The following is an 18,715-nucleotide window of genomic DNA, read 5'->3' on the forward strand; positions in this document are numbered from 1 at the left end:
TAATGAATAACCCCGCGCGGTTGGCTTCTGCTACTGTAACGGGATAGCGGATCAAAAAGTTCGCGTTTCGCGCAGATTTATTTTTTTCTTAGACCGCCGGCGGAATTTTTGCTAGAGTCTATATAGCCGTCCCTACTCGGCTGGAGGGAGATTATTGATGCTGTATTCTGTCCTAAACACCATGCTGCAAGTCATCGTGCCGATCTCAATTCCCGTCATTTCGGGGGCACTCCTCAAGCGATTTCAGAAGCTCGATACCAGACCGCTGGTTACGCTCTACCTGTATTTCCTGAACCCGGCCCTGATCCTTGAGACGCTGGCCAAGGCGGATATTTCATATCAAGACATTTACCAGACGCTTGGCTTCTCGCTGCTGAATCTTATACTGCTCTGGCTGGTCGCCGCCGCGGCAGGCCGGCTTCTAAAGCTTCCGTCCGATGAAAAAGCGGGGCTCACTCTCGTTGCGACGTTTACAAATAGTGTAAACTACGGCCTGCCGCTCGTTCTGCTCGCCTTCGGCCAGCTCGGACTGGACAAAGCCTCCGTCTACGTCATCGGCCAAATGATCATCGTCAATACGATAGGCGTGTATTTGGCGGCACGCTCCAGCTTTTCCATGAAGCAAGCGGTGAAATCGGTATTTACCTTGCCATCCATATATGCAGCCGCTGCCGCCATTTTGCTCAGAGCTACCGGATTCTCACTGCCCTTCGGCATCGCTCAGGGCATATCGATGGCTGCAGCCGCTTATTCACCCGTCGTGCTTGCCATCCTCGGCGCGCAAATGGTTGGTGTAGCCGGCGTTCCGATGAATGCGGGCTCCAAACGGGCATTCCGGGCCGGTATCGCCACCCGGATGCTGCTGTCGCCTATAGTCGCCCTGCTCGCCCTTTGGCTGCTGCAAATCGACGGCGTGCTGTTCGCCGTACTGTTCATCCTCGCCTGCATGCCTGCTGCAGTGAACGCTTCAGCGCTCGCCGAGAAATTCGGCGCCTCGCCGCAGACAGTATCCAAATGCGTACTGTGGACGACGATCGCCTCCTTTGTCACTTTGCCGGTACTGATCGTCCTGCTGCAGTAAAGCCAAGGGGAAATACCAAAAGACCAACCCGCAAAACGGGTTGGTCTTCGTTAAATGCTGAAGCAGATTCTAATACAAGCTCGCGATAGGCACGCCGCTCGGCAGCTTGTAAGGATGCTCTTTATTGATATGATCGTAGAACATAATGCCGTTCAAATGATCGATTTCATGCTGCATGACGATCGCGTCGAAGCCTTTGAACCGCAGCTTCACCTCATTGCCTTCCCCATCATAGGCCCTGACCTGCACCTTCTCGTAGCGGGGGACGAATCCCTGAACGGATCTGTCGACGGACAGGCAGCCCTCGCTCTCCGGCAAATAGATCATCGCTTCGGAATGGCTGATAATTTTCGGATTATAGAGGGCATATTCCCGGGATTGTCCGTGATCATCGGTGAGATAGGCCGCAAACATCCGTTTATTAAGGCCAATCTGGTTAGCCGATAGTCCAACACCGGCCCGAAGCTTGTATTTTTTGGACATTTCGGGGTCCTGGCTGTTCTTCAAAAATTGCAGCATCGCTGCCATCTCTTCTTGGTCTTCCTTCGTCGGCGGAATGCTAACAGGCTCGGTGACCACCCGGAGAATATCACTGCCCTCTCTTACGATATCGTCCATAGTAATCAAATAGTCTCTATTGAATTTACTCATAAATGAACCACTCATCCACCTTTATTACCAGATTTATGCGCAATCTGAGCTTATTTGTATTTATGCCAATCCATGTCGCTGTTATTCAGCAAATACTCAAAATCGCTCTCCAATCTTTTCTGCTCCGCCCGACGAGCCTCTTCCGCCTGTTTTCGGGCAGCAGCCTTCCGCTCCTCTTGCTCACGCTCCAGATTCGCGGCCTGTTCTTTAAGCTTGCTGATCGTATCCGCCCCAAGCAGATCTTTAAGCGTCGCGGGCTTATCTCCCTTGGAAGCAGTCGAAGGCTTGGAATCTCTTCTCTTGGCCATTCTCGGTTCACCTCTATTTCTGACTTCCTCTTAAGTTCATGGTTCATGCCTGCCTAAAGTATCATACGGTCAAATTTATTTGTCAACAATCCTTCTCCCCGGCTTCAAGTTGATTTTCTTCCGATTCCATCTTTATTAAAAATTTTGACAATATTTGTTTAGGATCAGGGCAAACGTGTGTAATTCTACAATATGTCCATTCCCAAGGCTTGGAGGAGAGAACGTATGAGAAACGAGCAGGAAAACAATCATCATGCTGTGAATAGATCCGCATCCCAGCCCAGTGCCCGCGTCAGAGCGCTGCAAAAATTGAAAGAGGAGCAAATCAACGCCTGGAAGCCCGTTAAAATCGAAATGGCGCAATACTGGATTGAGCATGAGAAGGTGCAAATGAAACGGAGAATGGCCCGGGGTGCAGTACATTTTTGCAATTTCGGAGAAAATATCGGCTGCGAGCAAAACGAAGAGCGGCCTGTCGTCGTCGTATCGAACAATACGGTAAACTCTACGTCTGGCAACGTCATCGTCGTACCGCTCACCAAAAATTTAAAAACACGCACCAGTCCGAAAACCGGCCAACCGGTTTTAACGAAGGAAGGCAAACCGATTCCGCGTTTTCAAAGTCATTATTTTCTGTTCAAAAGCAAATATGACTTCCTTGCCTTCGATTCCGCTGCCAAAACGGAAGAAGCTACGTCTGTCAGCAAAATACGCTTAAAGGAGCACCTCGGTAATTTGGATGAAGAGGATATGAACCGCCTGGAAAACCGGCTGAAATGGACGCTGGGCTTTTAGGGGCTTGTAGGGGCGCTTTGCGCTCACGATTGCAGGACGCAATTAGACGCAATGAGTGAAAATGGAGGGGGAAAATAATCCAAAAAAATTGACATACGGCTGGAAAAAGGTTATTATTTAAACAAGTGATTTGTTCGTAGAGTTTTATTATGTCATCCACCTCGTCGTGGATAAACTCACACGTTCTACGTGTATTGAGTCAGAAGAGGAGCCTCGGCTCCTCTTTCGTATTATTAGGAATCTTATCCACAGGTGTCATGTTGCGCCTGTGTTCTGCACATAATAATCTATGTCGCCCACCTGGTCGTGGGCAAATTCACCCCGCAGGGAGGCTCCTTCCTTGCGGGGATTATTGTGTTCTCCCTTGTGTAATATTTAACCAAACCCGCTGTACTCTAACCAAATTATTGCGCCAGCCCCTTGAGAAAAACCCGCAAATTGAAGTCCAGGCTCTCCTCCACAGATAGCGGCAGGCCGAAGCCGCCGAGTTTCTGCAGCGCGGCGAAGCCATGAATCAAACTCCGCAGTCCGCGAACTGCATGCAGGGCATCCTCCTGCGGAAGCCCGTAAGGCTCTAGAAGCTGCAGCACCAGATCAACAACACGTTCCTTCGCCAGCCCGATTTCCTCCCGGTTCATCCCTTGCGGCATGAGCTGGGCGCTCTCGTACAGTCCGGGATGCAGGCGGGCAAAGCGGATATAGGCGTGGGCAAAACATACAAGCCCCTCCTTTCCCGCCAGCCCTTCCACTGCTTCACGAACACTGCTATAGAGCTGTTCCAGAGCATACAGGGCAAGCAGAGCTTTCAGCTCTTCGAGCCCGCGGATATGGTTATACAGCGATGGAGAACGAACTCCTAGGGCGGCTGCGACCGAAGCGATCGTTACGGCCTGAACGCCCTGCTGGTCGGCAATCTCCACCGCAGCCATCAATACTGTATGGGTATCAAGACCAGGTCTTGGTGGCATGTTGAACACTCCTCATAAGTTCTAATTATTTCGCTCCAATTGGCGCCGCGCCGCCAGTATTGCTGCCTGCATCGCCCTGTCCGGATCATTCAGCATCTCTCCATGCCCTGCCCCAATCAGGGCGGGCCGATGCTCCGCCAGCCTGACCGCGCTTGCGACTGCGGCCTCTTTATTCCATGTAGCCAGCGCCGGGAAAGGAAAGCTTAGACGCAGATGCCCCGATACGGTAAGCCCTCCTCTTGTGTGGAAAGCATCGCCGACGAGCAGTGTCCTTGTTCTCATGTCGAGCAGCGAGAGCGAACCCGGTGTGTGGCCGGGAGCAGCAATGACCTGCAGGGAGCCGATGCTGTCTCCTTCTCGGACGAGATGATCCGCCCGGGTCTTGACGGATTTGGGCACCCCGCCCCGGATCGGCATCTGCGGCTCGCCAGGCTGGAGGCTCCGGTCGCCGGCAAGCAGCAGAGCATCACGCTCGGATATATAAACCTCTGCTTCTGGAAAGCTCGCCTTCAATTTATCCAAAGCCCCTACATGGTCATCATGGGCATGGGTCAATACGATTCGTACCAGCGGTTTGCCGCTATCCTTGACCGCCTGCATGATCCCGGCCGCACTATAGGGAAGAGCGGCATCTACTAAAGTAAGGCTCTCCTCCTCCTCAACCAGGTAACAATTTACCGGAAACACTCTGGGCATAAACGTTAATTGCCTTAAATATTCACGCTGAATGATCCTCATCCGCACACGCTCCTCCACATAAACTAATACCATTAGTTTTTATTATAACTAATGGTATTAGTTTTTCAAGCATTATTTTTTAACTTGCCGAATACGGCTCACCTTGTATCATATTGGGCCGCCGTCTGCCCCGAGATCCATACCTGCTCCTCCGGTGCAGTAATGCCAGCTGTCTGGAGCATTCTTTCTGCTGTCTCCCGCAGCTCTGGAAGGAGCGCCATCGCTTCATTGGAATACGGGTTCAGATTCAGTTCGATATCTATAGCTTTAATATCCGGGTTGCCGCTCCCTTCTGCCGCCTCCGACACTTTACTAACGTAAGCGAGAGCGGAGAACGTTTCTTTTAGAGGCACGTCCTTCCCTTCCGTATTGACCATAAGCTTAATCGGGGCCAGCTCGCCTGGAGTAAACTTGTCGCCGATAACAGCAAAGCCTTCCCGTGACGGACTGCTCTCGGGAAACGTCAACAATAAGTCCACGGTATATTCGATCCGGGTGGCATTCAGTGCGCAGGTGCCCAGAAAAATGACGGTGATTGTAATGATAAGCCACGGGTGGCGCGTTACCGCCCTGCCGATCAGGCCCCCCTGCTGCTTGGCTGCTGCCGGGGAAATCGCCGGAACAGGCTTGCCCTTCTTCCGGGCTCTTTCGGCAATCATTTCCGGTGTACGGGGCACGAACGGATAGAAGGAGCCCCGACCAAAGATAGCCAGCAGCGCAGGAACAAGCGTCAGACTGGCTGCGCCCATGATCAGGATCGATAAGCTGAACGGCACCGCAAACCGGTGAACCGCGCCGTATTTGGCGAATAAAAGCACAAGCAAGGCAATGACGACGGTGAAGCCGCTCATTGCGACCGCTCCGGCGGAGTCTTTGAATGCGCGGACAAGCGCCTTCGTCTTATCACGTTCTTCTCCGAGAACTTGCCGGAAACGCGAAATCATGAACAAGCAATAGTCCGTTCCCGCGCCGAACAGCAGTACCGTCATGATGGAAATTCCCTGCGAATCGACGGTGATCCAGCCCATGTCGGCCATTTTACCGAGAATCGGGCTGGCCGCCCCGTAGGCAAAGCCTACCCCGATCAAAGGAATCATCGCCAATATCGGAGATCTGTAAATAAGCAGCAGCAGCACGAGTACGAGCAGCACCGTGGCAATAAGCAGCGATACGTCCGCGCTCGAGAACAATCCGACCGCATCAATGGAAATACCTGCAATCGTCTATTTTCATTGGCTGCCTGTCCAAGGAAAGAGGATTATTTGAACAGCTTCTTATGGTATAATGATTCGTCAGTAAAGTAATTTGAGGTGACCTTAATGAAAGCACCGAACAAGAAGCCCTTGGGAAGGCCTCCCGTGCAGCAGGAAGGGCTGCCTACTTCGCAGCATATTTTATTCATAGCCTCTAAGCTGTTTATGGAGAAAGGCTTCGAATCCGTCTCCATGAATATGGTTGCGCAGCATTCGGGCGTAACCAAAGCTTCCGTCTATTACTACTTTCCAACCAAAAACGAACTGTTCGTGGCCTCGATGGTCGCTGTACTCGTCAATGTGAGGCAGCGGATCGAGACGCTGCTTGCTCAGCCAGGCTCTTTTCGGGAACGGCTTGAGCTCATTGCCCAAAATTATTTGCGCGTTCCGCAGATACATATGGACGACATGGCGGAAAAGGTGAAGCATCATTTGACCGAGGAGCAGCATAATCAGTTGAACCAGCATGAGAACGCCCTGTACGAGGCGCTGGAGACCGGCTTCGCCGATGCCGCCAGGCAGGGGGAGATCCACTGCGATGACCCTTTTCTTACGGCGCATTTATATGTGTCCATGCTAAGGATTGGTGAACGGCTCTATTCGAATAATGCGTACTTGTTCGAGACGCATGAGGAAGCAGCAGCTAAAATCGTAGCCTTTCTGTGGAGGGGCATTCACAAATAATGACAGCAAAGGGATGAAAGCCATGGCCTTTGGGATCACCCGGGACGAGCTGAACGCCTGGAAACAGCGAGCCTCGCGAGGAGAAATTGCATACTTGACGCATTACTGGCTGGATCCGCGCTTTCCGGGCATTACGACCGTCACCAAAGTCGGGTGCAATGATTTGGAGCGATTGGCGGTATGGTGCGAGGATAACGGGCTGAACCCGAAATACATTCATCGCCGGGACACTTATCCTCACTTCGATTTGATCGGGCCGAAGCAGGTGGAAATTCTAACCCGGGAAGGACTCCAGGATCAGCTTGAAAGATTTAGTCTCCTATAAAAATATTAAAGGCAGGCCGCATTCATGTTATGAGGATCTGCCTTTTTTCTGTACATTAACCCTGTTCTCCGGGAACGAATAATCCAACCCGGTCAACGAGCTCTGAACTTTCCCTGTTTAGCCCAACGATCTGTACCTTCTTGCCCTGTTCCTGGTATTTCGCAATGACTTAACCCCAATTGAACGTGCCTATGCAAACCATGAACATTACGCCAACCAGGGCTGCCATAGGGATCGCTTTGACGACATCGCCGAGCACGATGATGAGGAACAACAGTCCAACACCCGACACCAGTGTAGACAACCGGGTTCGTCCACCTGACTTGACGTTAATCATCGACTGGCCAATCATGGCACAGCCCGCCATCCCGCCAAAGAAGCCCGGAACGATGTTAGCCAGTCCCTGCCCCTTCATCTCGCGGTGCTTATCGCTTGGCGTATCGGTAATCTCATCGATCAAAGTCGCCGTCATCAATGACTCAAGCAGCCCAACTACGGCTAATGATAAAGATACCGGAAAAATCACCTTGAGCATGTCCCACGTCAAGCCTACCTCAGGAAGATGGAACACCGGCAAAGCGCTCGTGATCGTACCCATGTCTCCCACCGTCTTGACGTCCAGGCCAAGCAGCATGGTAATGACGGATACGATGATCATTGCTGCCAAGGCCGAAGGAAATGCCTTCGTCATCCGGGGAAATACATAAATAATAACTAGAGTCAGTGCAACTAGGGCATACATCACCCAGCCTTCGCCCGCAAAATAATGAAGCTGGGCCATAAAGATCAGGATCGCCAATGCATTTACGAATCCCACCATGACGGAATGCGGCAAAAAGGTAATCCATTTTCCAAGCCGCAGCGCGCCAAGAATAATTTGAATGACGCCGGCGAGAATTGTAGCTGCAAAGAGATACTCGATGCCATAGTCGCGAACGAGGCCGCCCATCAACAGCGCCATTGCCCCAGTAGCTGCCGAGATCATTCCCGGCCTTCCCCCCGCAAAAGCAATCACTACGGCGATGAAAAATGAAGCATACAGCCCTACCATCGGGCTCACTCCAGCCAATAGCGAGAAGGCGATTGCCTCGGGGATTAAAGCAAAAGCAACCGTCAGGCCGGACAGCAAATCAGCACGTACGTTCGAGAACCAAGCCGCACGAATATTTGATGTTTTAAATAAATGATGTAATCCTCCTATATTATTCCTGCAAAATAGAGCCATTTGCTCCCCTTCTCTGTCCTTCATAAAAAAAAACCTGCATCGTTCGTATGCAAGGCGTTGTTCACTATATGCGACTCAGTTAGTCTGATTATCCGAAATACTTGGCGATAATTTCCGCAATGGTCGTGCTCTTGATCGGTTTGCTGATGTAATCATCCATCCCCGCATTCAGGCAGTTCTCTCTGTCGCCCTTCAAGGCATTAGCGGTGACGGCGACGATCACCGGCCATTTGTCTGCAGGTACAGTCTCCTTGATGACCCGTGTCGCGTCAAGCCCGTTTAGCTCAGGCATATGCACATCCATAAAAATAAGGTCAAACGGTTCATAGGCAATTTTCTGTATAACTTCTATGCCGTTCGAAACGATCGTGATGTGATGGCCGAGCCGTTCAAGCATTTTCTTCAGCACGATCTGATTAATCTCATTATCTTCAGCCACAAGAATCTTCAGCTTTTGCGCGTGGGTTCCGTCCTGGCCAGCTCCGTCCGTTCCTTTGCCGGCTGCCGTCTGCCTTGGGGGCTCTTTCAGCATAATATGAAATACAAAAGTAGCGCCCAACCCATCTGCAGGCTCTACCCAAATATCACCGTCCATCAGACCAATCAGCCGTTTCGTAATTGCCAGCCCCAGCCCCGTGCCCTCATAATTGCGCGTCATGAAATGATCGAGCTGGGAGAACGGTTCGAACAGATGCGATATTTTATCCTTGGGAATGCCGATTCCGGTATCTTTCACGATAACCTTCAATCTGACGTATTGATCCTGCCTCTCCAGCAGCTCCACCGATATCGATACTCCGCCGTTAAAGGTGAACTTCACCGCATTCCCGACCAAATTGAGAAATATTTGTTTCAGGCGATCCGGATCGCCGATCAAGGCGTCCGGAACGTCGGGATGGACGTCGTACTTCATCGTCAGCCCCTTTTCATAAGCTCTAGGGGTAAGCACGTCCAGCGTCTCGGAGATACACTTGCGGATATCGAACAGCTCCTTGTGCAGCACGGTCTTTCCCGATTCGATTTTGGCAAAGTCGAGGATATCGTTGATAATGCTCAGCAGGGTATCTCCGCTCTTGCGGATAATACCCAGGTATTCCCTCTGGGTGTTATCCAGCTCTGTCGTTTCCAGCAGCAGATCCGTCATGCCAATGACCCCGTTCATCGGCGTGCGGATTTCATGGCTCATCATGGCCAGAAATTCGCTTTTGGCCTTGTTCGTGCTTTCGGCTGCTTCTTTGGCGATGAGCAGTCTTTTTTGCTCGGTAATATCTTTGGCGATAATATAGAAGCCTACGTTCTCGTTGTTGATAATAATCGGCGCGATCGTCGTCAATACCTCTACCGTCTCGCCCTGCTTCGTATGAAGCTTATCAATCAGCTTTTCGATGCTCGGATCGCTGATCGCCTCTTTCAGGATGCGCTGGACGTACTTCTCCCCGATAAAACGCGAGAAGCTTTTGCCGGCCATTTCTTCAATTTCGTAACCGGTCATCTTCACAGCCATGACGTTCGCATTGATAATATTGCCCTCCAGGTCAAGAGAGAATACGGCGTCATGATTGTACTTCTTCAATGAAGTATAACGTTCAACCGTTTCCTGGATTTTACGCTCGATATTTTTGCGTTCCGTAATGTCCTGCACGGTTCCATTCATCTTGACAGGCCTCTTATCCTCATCATAGGCTACGATGCCTTTTAAGCAATAATAGCCTGTCGCGCCATCCCCGTGTTTATATTGAAATTCGAAATCAAGCTTCCCTTCTTCCATCGCTCGCCGAATCGCTTCTATGAATTGCTTCCGCTCATTTTCCTGTATCAGCTCTACAAGCTGGGTGGTTGTGACTACGGAGCCCTTTTTAATGTGGAACATTTCATATACGTAATCGAACAAGACGATCTCATCCCTTGCCAGATCCCATTCCCAGCTGCCGATTAACGCGGTGCGCATCGTTTCAGACAGAATCGCCCGCTCGTATTTCCATTTTGAAATGTCGCGGCCGACGGCGAGAATGACCGGCTTCTCCAGCCCTTCCCGGGTGCCCAGCCGGGTAATATTGAATTCGAACCATACGTATTTTCCATCTTTATGCTTAAGGCGCAGCTCGATTCTGCCCCCGCCGCGAAGCATCTCCCGGTCATCAGGATGGCATAGTTCGGTGTGACGGCGGCCCAGCAATTCCTCCGGGACGTAGCCGAGAGAAGGCTCTACGGACGGCGAGATATATTCGCATATCCCTTCTTCATCACAGCAGTAAATGATATCTCCCGCATGGTTGACGATTTGCTTGTAGTAGTACTGGCCAATTTCACGCTGATTTGAGTTCTCTTTCCGGTGCCCGTGAGTAGACAGCTGTCCATCTTCCCTGATGCTCATGTCTCTGCCTCCGTCCAGTAGGGTGTTCGTACATCAAGTGAGTTCACGATCGAAAAAAAATGAAGATATACAGAAAATAATTATAGTTGAATTTTCTCTTTTCAAGAAGACTGAAATGCATTATTGTTGCTAGGGGGCGTTCTGTGCCCACCTAAAGAGAAACCATATTTGAGGTGATAAATCATGTCCACAGCTGGGCAAGCTTCGAATCACGGAAGCCTTTTTCGCAATCGGTTCTACCAGACCATCCTCATCTCAAATGTCCTGCTGCAGATTGGAATTTGGGTTAGGAATTTCGCCATCCTGATGTTCGTCACAGATATGACGAATGAGGATCCGCTCGCAATTTCACTGATCTCCGTCGTCGAATTCGCCCCGATCTTTGTATTCTCCTTTATCGGCGGGGCCTTCGCTGACAGATGGCTGCCGAAGCGCACGATCATCTGGTGTGATTTCCTGTCCGCGATATCCGTATTTGTCGTTCTGCTGACACTGCTGTACGGTTCCTGGGAAACGATCTACCTGGCTACCTTTGTATCAGCGATCCTATCGCAATTCTCGCAGCCTTCGGTCATGAAGCTGTTCAAACAGCATGTTCACCCCGATCAATTGCAGCAAGGCATGGCTCTGTTCCAATCGCTCGTTGCAATCTTTATGATCATCGGACCTGCGCTCGGCATCTATGCTTACCATCAATTCGGGATTGAAAATTCAATCGCCGTTATGGGCGTAGCCTTCCTGCTGTCCGCCCTCGTCCTGTTCCGTCTGCCTGCGGATGAGAAGCCGGAACACAAAGAGGAACGCACGTCCAACATCCGCCAGGAGCTGGCCGATGGCTTCCGCTACGTCTGGCGCAGCAAAGTCCTGAAAGTGCTGGGTGCTACCTTTGCGATTGCAGGCTTTGCGGTCGGCACCATTCAAACCTTGGGGCTCTTCGTCGTTACCGAAAGACTGGGGCAGCCTAAAGAGTTCCTGCAGTTCCTGCTCATGGTTAACGGCGGTGCCATGCTTCTCGGCGGCATCCTGATCATGACACTAACGAAGAAATTCGCGCCTCAGCTGCTGCTTGCCTTCGGAATGACGGTCAGTGCCGTATGTATCGCCGGCATGGGCTTCTCGACCAGCATTCCGCTAACGCTAACACTGCAATTCATCAACGGCCTCACCTTCCCGTGCATCCAAATCGGCATCAACACGCTGATTCTCCAATGGACCGAGCAGTCTTACGTCGGCCGGGTGAACGGCGTGCTCAGTCCAATGTTCATGGGGATGATGGTCATCATGATGTCCCTGGCCGGTCTGCTGAAAAAAACGTTCCCGCTCGTCGAAATTTATGCCGTCTCGGGAGTAGTCATGCTGATCGGAGCACTGATCCTTATCCCGATCTTCAAACACAAGCCTGACCCTAACCCGTTGAGTGCGGATGCAGGCTCAGCCATGGATTCGGTTTAAACTTCCTCATTCTATTATTTTAAACCGCAATCGGCAAAGTGACGCAGCACCAATGCCGGCAATGATGGCAAACTTATTGTCAATATGTAAAAAGAGCCCGGAGGCAGAATTCAGCCTCCGGGCTCTTTGCGTAAATTAGCGTTTATTGAAAATGTCCGTCAATACCGGTACGATTTGCGATTTGCGGGACACTACGCCCTTAAGCACCGCTTTGTTGTCAACGAGCTTAACGCCGTAAGCTTCTTCCACCGCAGCAGCATCCTTACCAACAGCAAGTCCCACGGAGTCGTTGTTCAGGATATCCGTCACGACGAAGAGGAACAGGTCGAGTCCCTTCTTCTCCACGATGCCTGCCAGCGCTGCTTCCAGCTCGGACTGGCGCGACAATACGTCATTTACGTCAACCGCGTTAACCTGGGCGATCTCTACCTTGGAGCTGCCCATTTCAAATTCCTTCGCATCGAGGGAAATCAGGTCCTCGATCGATTTGTCACTCAAGTCCGCTCCCGCTTTGAGCATGTCCAGGCCGTACTCTTCCGCGTTCACGCCGGCGATAGCAGCCAGCTCGCGAGCAGCCGCAACGTCCTGCTCGGTGCAGGTCGGAGATTTGAACAGCAGGGAATCGGAAATGATCGCCGACAGCATCAAGCCTGCAATATTCGCTGGAACCTCGATGCCGTTCTCTTTATACATTTTGTTCAGAATCGTTGCCGTGCAGCCGACAGGCTCCGCGCGGTAATAAAGCGGCCCGCTGGTCTCAAAGTTGGCGATTCTGTGGTGGTCGATAACTTCAGCTACGCGCACCTGATCAATATCCGCAACGCTCTGCTGGCGTTCATTGTGGTCAACGAGAATGACATCCTTCACTTCGTCCGCTACACTCTCCACAATGCGGGGAGCTGTGAAACCGAAACGATCCAAAGCGAACTGAGTTTCCCCATTTGCGCTGCCAAGAGCAACGGCTTCGACATTCCAGCCCAGCTTGGTTTTCAGGTCCGCATAAGCGATGGCGGAGCAAATTGTATCCGTATCCGGATTTTTGTGACCGAAAATCAATACTTTGTCCATCTCAATACTCTCCTTTTACTCATTAGCTTAGAAAAGTATATCCTACAAGGCCTCGGACAATCAAGATGATAGAGTCCTAGATTCAAATATTTTACATCGAAATCGTTTTTTTCAGCGTACTTTCAGCAACATCCCCTATAATTAAGTAAGAACTAAACTGCCAGTCGCTACAAGAGGAGGCTTCAACCTTATGACTCACTTGAAAGGCATAAAAATTCTGCTCGTCGATGACGAGCCCCACATCGTTCAATTTCTGGAGCTCGGACTCATCAACGAAGGTTATGAGGTGCAAAGCGCACACGACGGACTAAGCGCGGTAAATCTGGCCGCGGAATTCCAGCCGCATATCGTTGTTCTGGACGTGATGATGCCGGGCATGGACGGTTGGGAGGTCTGCCGGATGCTGAAAAAAAGCGGCTTGCACGCCTCCATTATTATGCTGACGGCAAAAGATGAAGTCGAAGACCGGGTCAAGGGACTGACGATCGGGGCCGACGATTACGTCATCAAGCCGTTCAGCTTCGAGGAGCTGCTGGCTCGCATCGCCGCCCGTCTGCGCAACCAATTCCCTGCGCTGATCGGCGAAGTGGCGATCGGCCCGTTCCGCGTCAATGACAAGAAGAAAGAAATCCTGTACCACGATCAGGTACTAGAGCTCTCTCCCACGGAGTACGAGCTGCTTAAATATCTCGTCATCAACCACGGCATCGTGCTGAGCAAGACGACCATTCTGGACAAAGTATGGGGCTATGACTTCGGCGGCGAAGAAAATATCGTCGAGGTGTACATCCGGTCGCTGCGCGATAAATTGCATGATAAAGAGCATCGCCTCATCCGGACGCTGCGCGGAGCCGGATACAGGGTCGATATATGAGCAGGCTGAAGCTCATTCAGAGCCGCATCCGAAGCGCGGCAGCCCCTCGCTCTCTCCGGATCCAGCTGCTGTCCCGTTCCTTGCTCGTGCTCGCGGCGCTGCTTTTGCTGATCGGCGCGCTGCAGTACGTTATTATGAAGGATTTCCTGTACAAGAACCAGGCGGAAACGTTGCTCCAAATGCGGGGACTGCCGAAGGAGCTCTTCGGCAGTCCCGGCGCCGAGCGCTTGAACATTCGCGTGCAGGGGTTCAGCGGGGAAGCAGCCCCTGCAGTTCCTGCAGTTCCTGCCGACCCTGCGGCCTCGACTGCGGAGAAGAACAGCTCGGACAATTCCGGCGATCGGCCGCTGCTGTTCCTGCCCGACATGTCGATCGCCTATATTTCAGAGAGCGGCATGTTCACTGACCTGACTGGTGCTGCGGGTATGGTCTCGCCGCGGTTATCTGCCGTGAAATACGCCGCTCTCCTGGAGCAATTGAAGCATATGGTGCACAGCGGCTATGAGGTTGTTCAGGATGAGACCGGACGGGAGCAGCTCGTCGTCTTCCGTCCTGCAGGTGGACCCGGCACCCAATACGGTCTGATCCAGATCGGCAAGGACACCGCGCCGCTGCAGAGTATCGTCCTGCGCCAGCTGCTGACGTTCGCCGGCCTGTCGGCGGTTGCCCTGGCCTGCGGCCTGATGCTCTACCTGCCCCTGCTGCGCCGGACGCTGCATCCGCTGAACCGCATGGTTCGCACCGTCGAGGACATCAATGCCGGCAACCTGAGCATCCGCTTCCCTTCCAGGCAGGGACAGACGGAGATCGACGCCCTCGCCCAGTCGTTTAACGGAATGCTGGAGCGGCTGGAGATTTCCTTCGAAGGCGAACGGGAAGCGAAGGAGCAAATGCGCCGCTTCATCGCGGATGCTTCGCATGAGCTGCGGACGCCGCTCACCTCCATCCACGGCTTTCTGGAGGTGCTTCTGCGCGGAGCGGCGGCAAATCCGGAGCAATTGCAGGCCTCCTTGAAGAGCATGCTTGGCGAATCGACACGCATGAAGAAGCTGGTCGAGGATCTGCTGCTGCTCGCCAAGCTGGACCGCCAGCCCGAGCTGGAGCTGCGGGAGACGCGGCTGGATTCCCTCGTTTCGGAGATGGAGCCCCATTTGCGAATGCTCGCCAAGGAGCGGACGACCCGTTTCGTCCTGACTGGAGGAGTTATGGGGATGTATGACGGCAACGCGATCAAACAGGTCATCCTCAACCTGTTCAGCAATGCGGTGCAGCATACCGATCCTGGGCAGGGCCTGATTACCGTCACGCTGACCGCTACGCCGAAGGAAGCCCTGCTGTCCATTCGCGACAACGGCTGCGGCATCCCGCCCGAGCACCTACCGCACGTATTCGACCGCTTCTACCGCAGCGACGCTTCGCGGACGCGAAGCCAAGGAGGTGCTGGCCTTGGCCTCTCTATCAGCCAGTCGATTGTAGAAGCGCATGGCGGCGAAATTCACGTTATGAGCCAGCCCGGAGAAGGCACCGCATTCGAGGTAAGATTGCCGTTGAATGCGAGGCGGGAGCTGCGTAATTAAGCCGAACCCGGCACAAGGCCCGGACAGCACTCATGGAGTGTCTGTCCGGGCCTTGCTGATGGGTTTATTTTTCTAGCTATCCGCTTCAATAATGTACTGCTTGAATTTGCTGTAATCGCTTTGCTTGCATTCCATCGTCAGCTTGGTGCCTTCAGCCTCATAGCTGGTGGATTCAATATTGGCATTCTCATTGAAATAGGATACGATCGCCCCCTGATCATACGGAATCAGCATCTCACAGCGGATATAATCCTTGAAAATGGACTTCCGGATAGACTGCACCAATTCCTCGATGCCGATTCGCGGCTTCGCGGCCATATAGATCCGGTCTTCTTCAACCTTCGGTACGGAATGATCGGTCAAATCGCTTTTGTTGTACGCATAGATCACCGGAAGATCGGTAATGCCGATATCCTTCAAGGTTTCGTTCGTAATCTTGATCAGCCGCTCATATTCCGGGTTGCTGAAATCGACAACGTGAATCAGCAGATCGGCCTCCGCCACTTCCTCCAGCGTGGAGCGGAACGCCTTGACCAGATGATGCGGGAGCTTGCTGACAAAGCCGACCGTATCTGTAAGCAAAAAAGCCTTGTTGTCCGGCAGCGGTATGTTCCGTACCGAGGTCTCCAGCGTGGCGAACAGCATATCCTTCTCAAATACCAGCTTCTCCTGCGCTGGGTTGTACCGTTCCATCAGCGCATTCATAATCGTCGATTTGCCGGCATTGGTATACCCTACCAAAGACACGACGGGCAGCTCCTTCTTCTTGCGCTGCTTGCGCTGGGTCTGGCGGTGGGCTACGAGTTCCTCCAGCTCTTTGCTCAGCACCGTGATCTTCTCCTCGATCCGCCGGCGATCCAGCTCAAGCCGCGTCTCCCCTGCCCCGCGGTTCTTCGTGCCTACGCCGCCGCTCTGGCGGCCGAGGGACTCCCTCATCCCGACAAGACGCGGCAGCATGTATTTCATATGAGCGATCTCGACCTGGAGCTGAGCCTCCCTCGTCTTGGCCCGCTGGGCAAAAATATCAAGTATGAGCACCGTCCGGTCGATGACCTTGCACTCCAGATCCGCCTCCAAATTGCGGATTTGCGAAGGGGACAGCTCATCGTTGAAGATGACGAGATTCGCCTCCTGCCCCTCAACCAGCCCGCGGACTTCGCTGATTTTGCCTGTTCCGATGTAGTGGGATTTATTGATCTTGGGCAAATTTTGCGTTAGCGTGCCGGCAACTTCAATATGGCAGGCCTCCGTCAAATTCGCCAGCTCTTCCATGGAATATTCAAAGTCCTCCTGATGATCCAGGTTCACTCCTACTAGAATCGCCTTCTGCTGCAATTGTTCCATATATGCATGACCTCCTCCGGCATTGATGCCGAGTTACTGAATTATGATATGACAAAAAAGACACAGGCATCCCCCTGTGTCATGCAAACAAGATTGCCGCGGCATCCCGCCTACGGCAAATAGCGCTCACCGTCAGCGGACAGCAAGCAGCGATCGGCATATTCTATTATAAAGATCCCCTTTATGATAGCACACCTATCCCGTTTGCCCTGCACAGGGCAGAGCCTTTGAGCACTATTCAATTAGCCGCGCAAAGTGGTATAACGGAATTTAATGTAAATCACAGGGAACCCTCCGTTCTTGTTAAGAAGTATTTTCATATTAACATAATTTACAAAAGGGCACAATGAAGAGAAAATTGCGGAGCAGCGTCTAAGCCGAACCATTTTGGAATAGTAAAACAATATAGCGAAACCATTTGCATTTTAGTTGCGTTTATATTGTGAAGGAGGCTTGCCATATGTCTGATTTCGGTTTTTCACCTATGGGATTTTTTAATACGATGTCCACTCTTTTCCCCATTATTTTCATCATTATATTTGGAATAATCATCGCTGTATTCATCTCAAACGGAGTCAAATACGTCCAAAACAAGCGCTCGCCCCAGGAATCGGTTTTTGCCACCGTCGTATCAAAGCGCACATACGTAGAGCATCATTCCAGCCACCATGCGGACGATCACATGCACTCCTCTACATCGCGGACCCACTATTACATCACCCTGCAATTCGACAATGGAGACCGTAAAGAGTATCTTGACGTCAAGAACCTGTACGGGCTCGTCGCCGAAGGTGATACCGGATATGCTCTTGTGCAGGGCGAATGGATTGTCGCCTTCGAGCGAAGTATGGAGAGAAGCCGGGAGAGAGCTTATTAGGATTACAATAACCGGATTGCGGGGCTAGCTGCCCCGCCTCCGATGATTTCGGGATCAAAGAGAGCTCAAGCGGATTGCGATAACTAAGGCAGGCTTATAAAAATCAATTGACCGGCAACCCCTGAGCCTGGGCATAATTGCCCCAATGCGGCTTGCGACCGTCGATATCGCGGTAGCCGTACTCGTCGGACAGGCTCCAGCTTGACCATACCCGTCCCGCTTTCGCAGCAACCTGAGGATCGGCAGCAAGCGCAGCGATTCCTTGCGCCAGGAAATACGGCGTTTCCGATTCGGCATAATGCGGCTCTTGGGCGATGGCGTCCTGCCAGTTTTCCTCTTCTACGCCGAAATGCTCCAGCATTTGCTCCGACCGCAGAAATCCCGGCGTTACCGCTAATGCAGTCACATGATAGGGGCGCAGCTCTTCGTTCATGGCGGCTGCCAAGTGGATCGGGGATATTTTGGCCAGGCTGTAATACAGATTACCGCGATAGTTGTAGCTTATCCCATCCGTAACCTCAATGATGAGCCCCGACTGCCGTGCAACCATTAACGGCGCTCCATAGTAGCTCGTAATCATATGGCCTCTGACCGCCCGTTCCTGCATAAGCAGCCCCTTCGCCAAGGAGGATTCCCAGAAGGGAACGCCCCACTCGGTTAAATGCTCGCCGCCCCATAAATCATTCACAAGAATGTCCAACTGTCCCTCCTGCTCTGTGCGAACCTGCTCAAACAAGGCTTTCACTTCTTCTTCCACCGTATGGTCCGTCCGGACGGGGATTCCTTTGCCTCCGCAAGCCGTAACCAGTTCGGCCGTATCCTCGATCGTCTCGGAGCGCTGCAGATCGGATGGATTCCCGCGAACGCTTCGCCCTGTGCAGTATACGGTAGCTCCTGCTGTTCCCAGCGTCACCGCTATTGCTCGTCCAGCCCCTCTTGTCGCACCAGCCACGACGGCCACCTTTCCTTGCAAAGAATTTCGATTTACGCTCGTCATTAAGCTGTCCAGCCGTTCCCTCTCCAGTTTCGTATTCATGTTCAATCATTCCCTCCCGGTGATTTGTACGGTATTCCTCTATAGGTTACCCCAGTATATATGACATCTTTTGTCTTATATCACG

The 18,715-nt window shown here is 52.2% G+C and carries 16 protein-coding genes and 2 pseudogenes; 8 read left to right on the forward strand and 10 right to left on the reverse strand.

The features are described from left to right. Positions 1–157: 157 nt before the first annotated feature. Positions 158–1,081 (forward strand): AEC family transporter, encoded by a 924-nt coding sequence (locus QNH46_RS20685; protein WP_283925833.1) that lies wholly within the window; start codon positions 158–160, stop codon positions 1,079–1,081. Positions 1,082–1,150: 69 nt separating this feature from the next. On the opposite strand, the gene def is transcribed toward QNH46_RS20685, so the two are convergent. Together def and QNH46_RS20695 are read right to left on the reverse strand one after the other, a co-directional pair. Then, on the reverse strand, positions 1,151–1,732 hold the full coding sequence (gene def, locus QNH46_RS20690; protein WP_283925834.1) for a peptide deformylase: 582 nt from the start codon (positions 1,730–1,732) through the stop codon (positions 1,151–1,153). A 50-nt stretch (positions 1,733–1,782) separates the two neighbouring features. Further along, on the reverse strand, positions 1,783–2,040 hold the full coding sequence (locus tag QNH46_RS20695) for a YqkE family protein (protein ID WP_213593892.1): 258 nt from the start codon (positions 2,038–2,040) through the stop codon (positions 1,783–1,785). Between the two features lie 225 nt (positions 2,041–2,265). Between QNH46_RS20695 and QNH46_RS20700 the strand changes: the two genes are divergently transcribed. Beyond that, positions 2,266–2,835, forward strand: coding sequence for a type II toxin-antitoxin system PemK/MazF family toxin (locus QNH46_RS20700; RefSeq protein WP_213593894.1), 570 nt, complete (start codon positions 2,266–2,268; stop codon positions 2,833–2,835). Between the two features lie 404 nt (positions 2,836–3,239). On the opposite strand, the gene QNH46_RS20705 is transcribed toward QNH46_RS20700, so the two are convergent. The 3 genes and pseudogenes from QNH46_RS20705 to QNH46_RS20715 form a co-directional block, all read right to left on the reverse strand. Continuing rightward, complete coding sequence (locus QNH46_RS20705) at positions 3,240–3,803, reverse strand: TetR-like C-terminal domain-containing protein (protein WP_283925835.1); 564 nt, start codon at positions 3,801–3,803, stop codon at positions 3,240–3,242. Positions 3,804–3,824: 21 nt separating this feature from the next. Continuing rightward, a complete protein-coding gene (locus QNH46_RS20710) occupies positions 3,825–4,541 on the reverse strand; it encodes an MBL fold metallo-hydrolase (RefSeq protein WP_283925836.1) in 717 nt (238 codons plus the stop codon). 104 nt (positions 4,542–4,645) lie between these two features. Continuing rightward, positions 4,646–5,755 (reverse strand): annotated as a pseudogene (locus QNH46_RS20715) (MMPL family transporter); the annotation flags it as partial. Between the two features lie 105 nt (positions 5,756–5,860). Here QNH46_RS20715 and QNH46_RS20720 point away from each other — a divergent pair. Together QNH46_RS20720 and QNH46_RS20725 are read left to right on the forward strand one after the other, a co-directional pair. Beyond that, on the forward strand, positions 5,861–6,478 hold the full coding sequence (locus tag QNH46_RS20720) for a TetR/AcrR family transcriptional regulator (RefSeq protein WP_283925837.1): 618 nt from the start codon (positions 5,861–5,863) through the stop codon (positions 6,476–6,478). A 22-nt stretch (positions 6,479–6,500) separates the two neighbouring features. After that, complete coding sequence (locus QNH46_RS20725; protein ID WP_283925838.1) at positions 6,501–6,803, forward strand: hypothetical protein; 303 nt, start codon at positions 6,501–6,503, stop codon at positions 6,801–6,803. A gap of 175 nt (positions 6,804–6,978) precedes the next feature. On the opposite strand, the pseudogene QNH46_RS20730 reads toward QNH46_RS20725, so the two are convergent. Both QNH46_RS20730 and QNH46_RS20735 read right to left on the reverse strand, forming a co-directional pair. Next, positions 6,979–8,028, reverse strand: a pseudogene (locus tag QNH46_RS20730) (SulP family inorganic anion transporter); the annotation flags it as partial. 88 nt (positions 8,029–8,116) lie between these two features. Next, positions 8,117–10,402, reverse strand: a complete 2,286-nt coding sequence (locus QNH46_RS20735; RefSeq protein WP_283925839.1) for a PAS domain S-box protein — start codon at positions 10,400–10,402, stop codon at positions 8,117–8,119. Between the two features lie 183 nt (positions 10,403–10,585). Here QNH46_RS20735 and QNH46_RS20740 point away from each other — a divergent pair, with 183 nt between their 5' ends. Next, complete coding sequence (locus QNH46_RS20740; protein ID WP_283925840.1) at positions 10,586–11,854, forward strand: MFS transporter; 1,269 nt, start codon at positions 10,586–10,588, stop codon at positions 11,852–11,854. A 135-nt stretch (positions 11,855–11,989) separates the two neighbouring features. Here QNH46_RS20740 and QNH46_RS20745 read toward each other — a convergent pair whose 3' ends face one another. Further along, positions 11,990–12,922 carry a manganese-dependent inorganic pyrophosphatase gene (locus QNH46_RS20745; RefSeq protein ID WP_283925841.1) on the reverse strand — a complete coding sequence of 311 codons (933 nt, stop codon included), beginning with the start codon at positions 12,920–12,922 and terminating at the stop codon, positions 11,990–11,992. A gap of 190 nt (positions 12,923–13,112) precedes the next feature. Between QNH46_RS20745 and QNH46_RS20750 the strand changes: the two genes are divergently transcribed. Together QNH46_RS20750 and QNH46_RS20755 are read left to right on the forward strand one after the other, a co-directional pair. Further along, positions 13,113–13,796: a response regulator transcription factor gene (locus tag QNH46_RS20750; RefSeq protein ID WP_283925842.1), complete on the forward strand. Its 684-nt coding sequence runs from the start codon at positions 13,113–13,115 to the stop codon at positions 13,794–13,796. Beyond that, positions 13,793–15,373, forward strand: a complete 1,581-nt coding sequence (locus QNH46_RS20755) for a sensor histidine kinase (protein WP_283925843.1) — start codon at positions 13,793–13,795, stop codon at positions 15,371–15,373. The genes QNH46_RS20750 and QNH46_RS20755 overlap by 4 nt, the downstream gene beginning before the upstream one ends. Before the next feature lie 72 nt (positions 15,374–15,445). On the opposite strand, the gene hflX is transcribed toward QNH46_RS20755, so the two are convergent. Continuing rightward, positions 15,446–16,717: a GTPase HflX gene (hflX, locus tag QNH46_RS20760; RefSeq protein WP_283925844.1), complete on the reverse strand. Its 1,272-nt coding sequence runs from the start codon at positions 16,715–16,717 to the stop codon at positions 15,446–15,448. A 460-nt stretch (positions 16,718–17,177) separates the two neighbouring features. Here hflX and QNH46_RS20765 point away from each other — a divergent pair, with 460 nt between their 5' ends. After that, positions 17,178–17,594: a DUF2500 domain-containing protein gene (locus QNH46_RS20765; protein ID WP_283925845.1), complete on the forward strand. Its 417-nt coding sequence runs from the start codon at positions 17,178–17,180 to the stop codon at positions 17,592–17,594. A gap of 103 nt (positions 17,595–17,697) precedes the next feature. Here QNH46_RS20765 and QNH46_RS20770 read toward each other — a convergent pair whose 3' ends face one another. Continuing rightward, the gene (locus QNH46_RS20770) at positions 17,698–18,591 is read right to left on the reverse strand and encodes an SDR family oxidoreductase (protein WP_283928517.1); all 894 of its coding nucleotides are present in this window, start codon (positions 18,589–18,591) and stop codon (positions 17,698–17,700) included. Positions 18,592–18,715: the final 124 nt, after the last annotated feature.

Origin of the sequence: Paenibacillus woosongensis (genome assembly GCF_030122845.1) — a bacterium.
Lineage (GTDB): Bacteria > Bacillota > Bacilli > Paenibacillales > Paenibacillaceae > Fontibacillus > Fontibacillus woosongensis_A.

Bases quoted from the DNA above. Each gene is read 5' to 3' on its own strand.
- QNH46_RS20685 (WP_283925833.1), top strand. From the start codon at position 158: ATGCTGTATTCTGTCCTAAACACCATGCTGCAAGTCATCGTGCCGATC.
- def (WP_283925834.1), bottom strand. From the start codon at position 1,732: ATGAGTAAATTCAATAGAGACTATTTGATTACTATGGACGATATCGTA.
- QNH46_RS20695 (WP_213593892.1), bottom strand. From the start codon at position 2,040: ATGGCCAAGAGAAGAGATTCCAAGCCTTCGACTGCTTCCAAGGGAGAT.
- QNH46_RS20700 (WP_213593894.1), top strand. From the start codon at position 2,266: ATGAGAAACGAGCAGGAAAACAATCATCATGCTGTGAATAGATCCGCA.
- QNH46_RS20705 (WP_283925835.1), bottom strand. From the start codon at position 3,803: ATGCCACCAAGACCTGGTCTTGATACCCATACAGTATTGATGGCTGCG.
- QNH46_RS20710 (WP_283925836.1), bottom strand. From the start codon at position 4,541: ATGAGGATCATTCAGCGTGAATATTTAAGGCAATTAACGTTTATGCCC.
- QNH46_RS20720 (WP_283925837.1), top strand. From the start codon at position 5,861: ATGAAAGCACCGAACAAGAAGCCCTTGGGAAGGCCTCCCGTGCAGCAG.
- QNH46_RS20725 (WP_283925838.1), top strand. From the start codon at position 6,501: ATGGCCTTTGGGATCACCCGGGACGAGCTGAACGCCTGGAAACAGCGA.
- QNH46_RS20735 (WP_283925839.1), bottom strand. From the start codon at position 10,402: ATGAGCATCAGGGAAGATGGACAGCTGTCTACTCACGGGCACCGGAAA.
- QNH46_RS20740 (WP_283925840.1), top strand. From the start codon at position 10,586: ATGTCCACAGCTGGGCAAGCTTCGAATCACGGAAGCCTTTTTCGCAAT.
- QNH46_RS20745 (WP_283925841.1), bottom strand. From the start codon at position 12,922: ATGGACAAAGTATTGATTTTCGGTCACAAAAATCCGGATACGGATACA.
- QNH46_RS20750 (WP_283925842.1), top strand. From the start codon at position 13,113: ATGACTCACTTGAAAGGCATAAAAATTCTGCTCGTCGATGACGAGCCC.
- QNH46_RS20755 (WP_283925843.1), top strand. From the start codon at position 13,793: ATGAGCAGGCTGAAGCTCATTCAGAGCCGCATCCGAAGCGCGGCAGCC.
- hflX (WP_283925844.1), bottom strand. From the start codon at position 16,717: ATGGAACAATTGCAGCAGAAGGCGATTCTAGTAGGAGTGAACCTGGAT.
- QNH46_RS20765 (WP_283925845.1), top strand. From the start codon at position 17,178: ATGTCTGATTTCGGTTTTTCACCTATGGGATTTTTTAATACGATGTCC.
- QNH46_RS20770 (WP_283928517.1), bottom strand. From the start codon at position 18,591: ATGACGAGCGTAAATCGAAATTCTTTGCAAGGAAAGGTGGCCGTCGTG.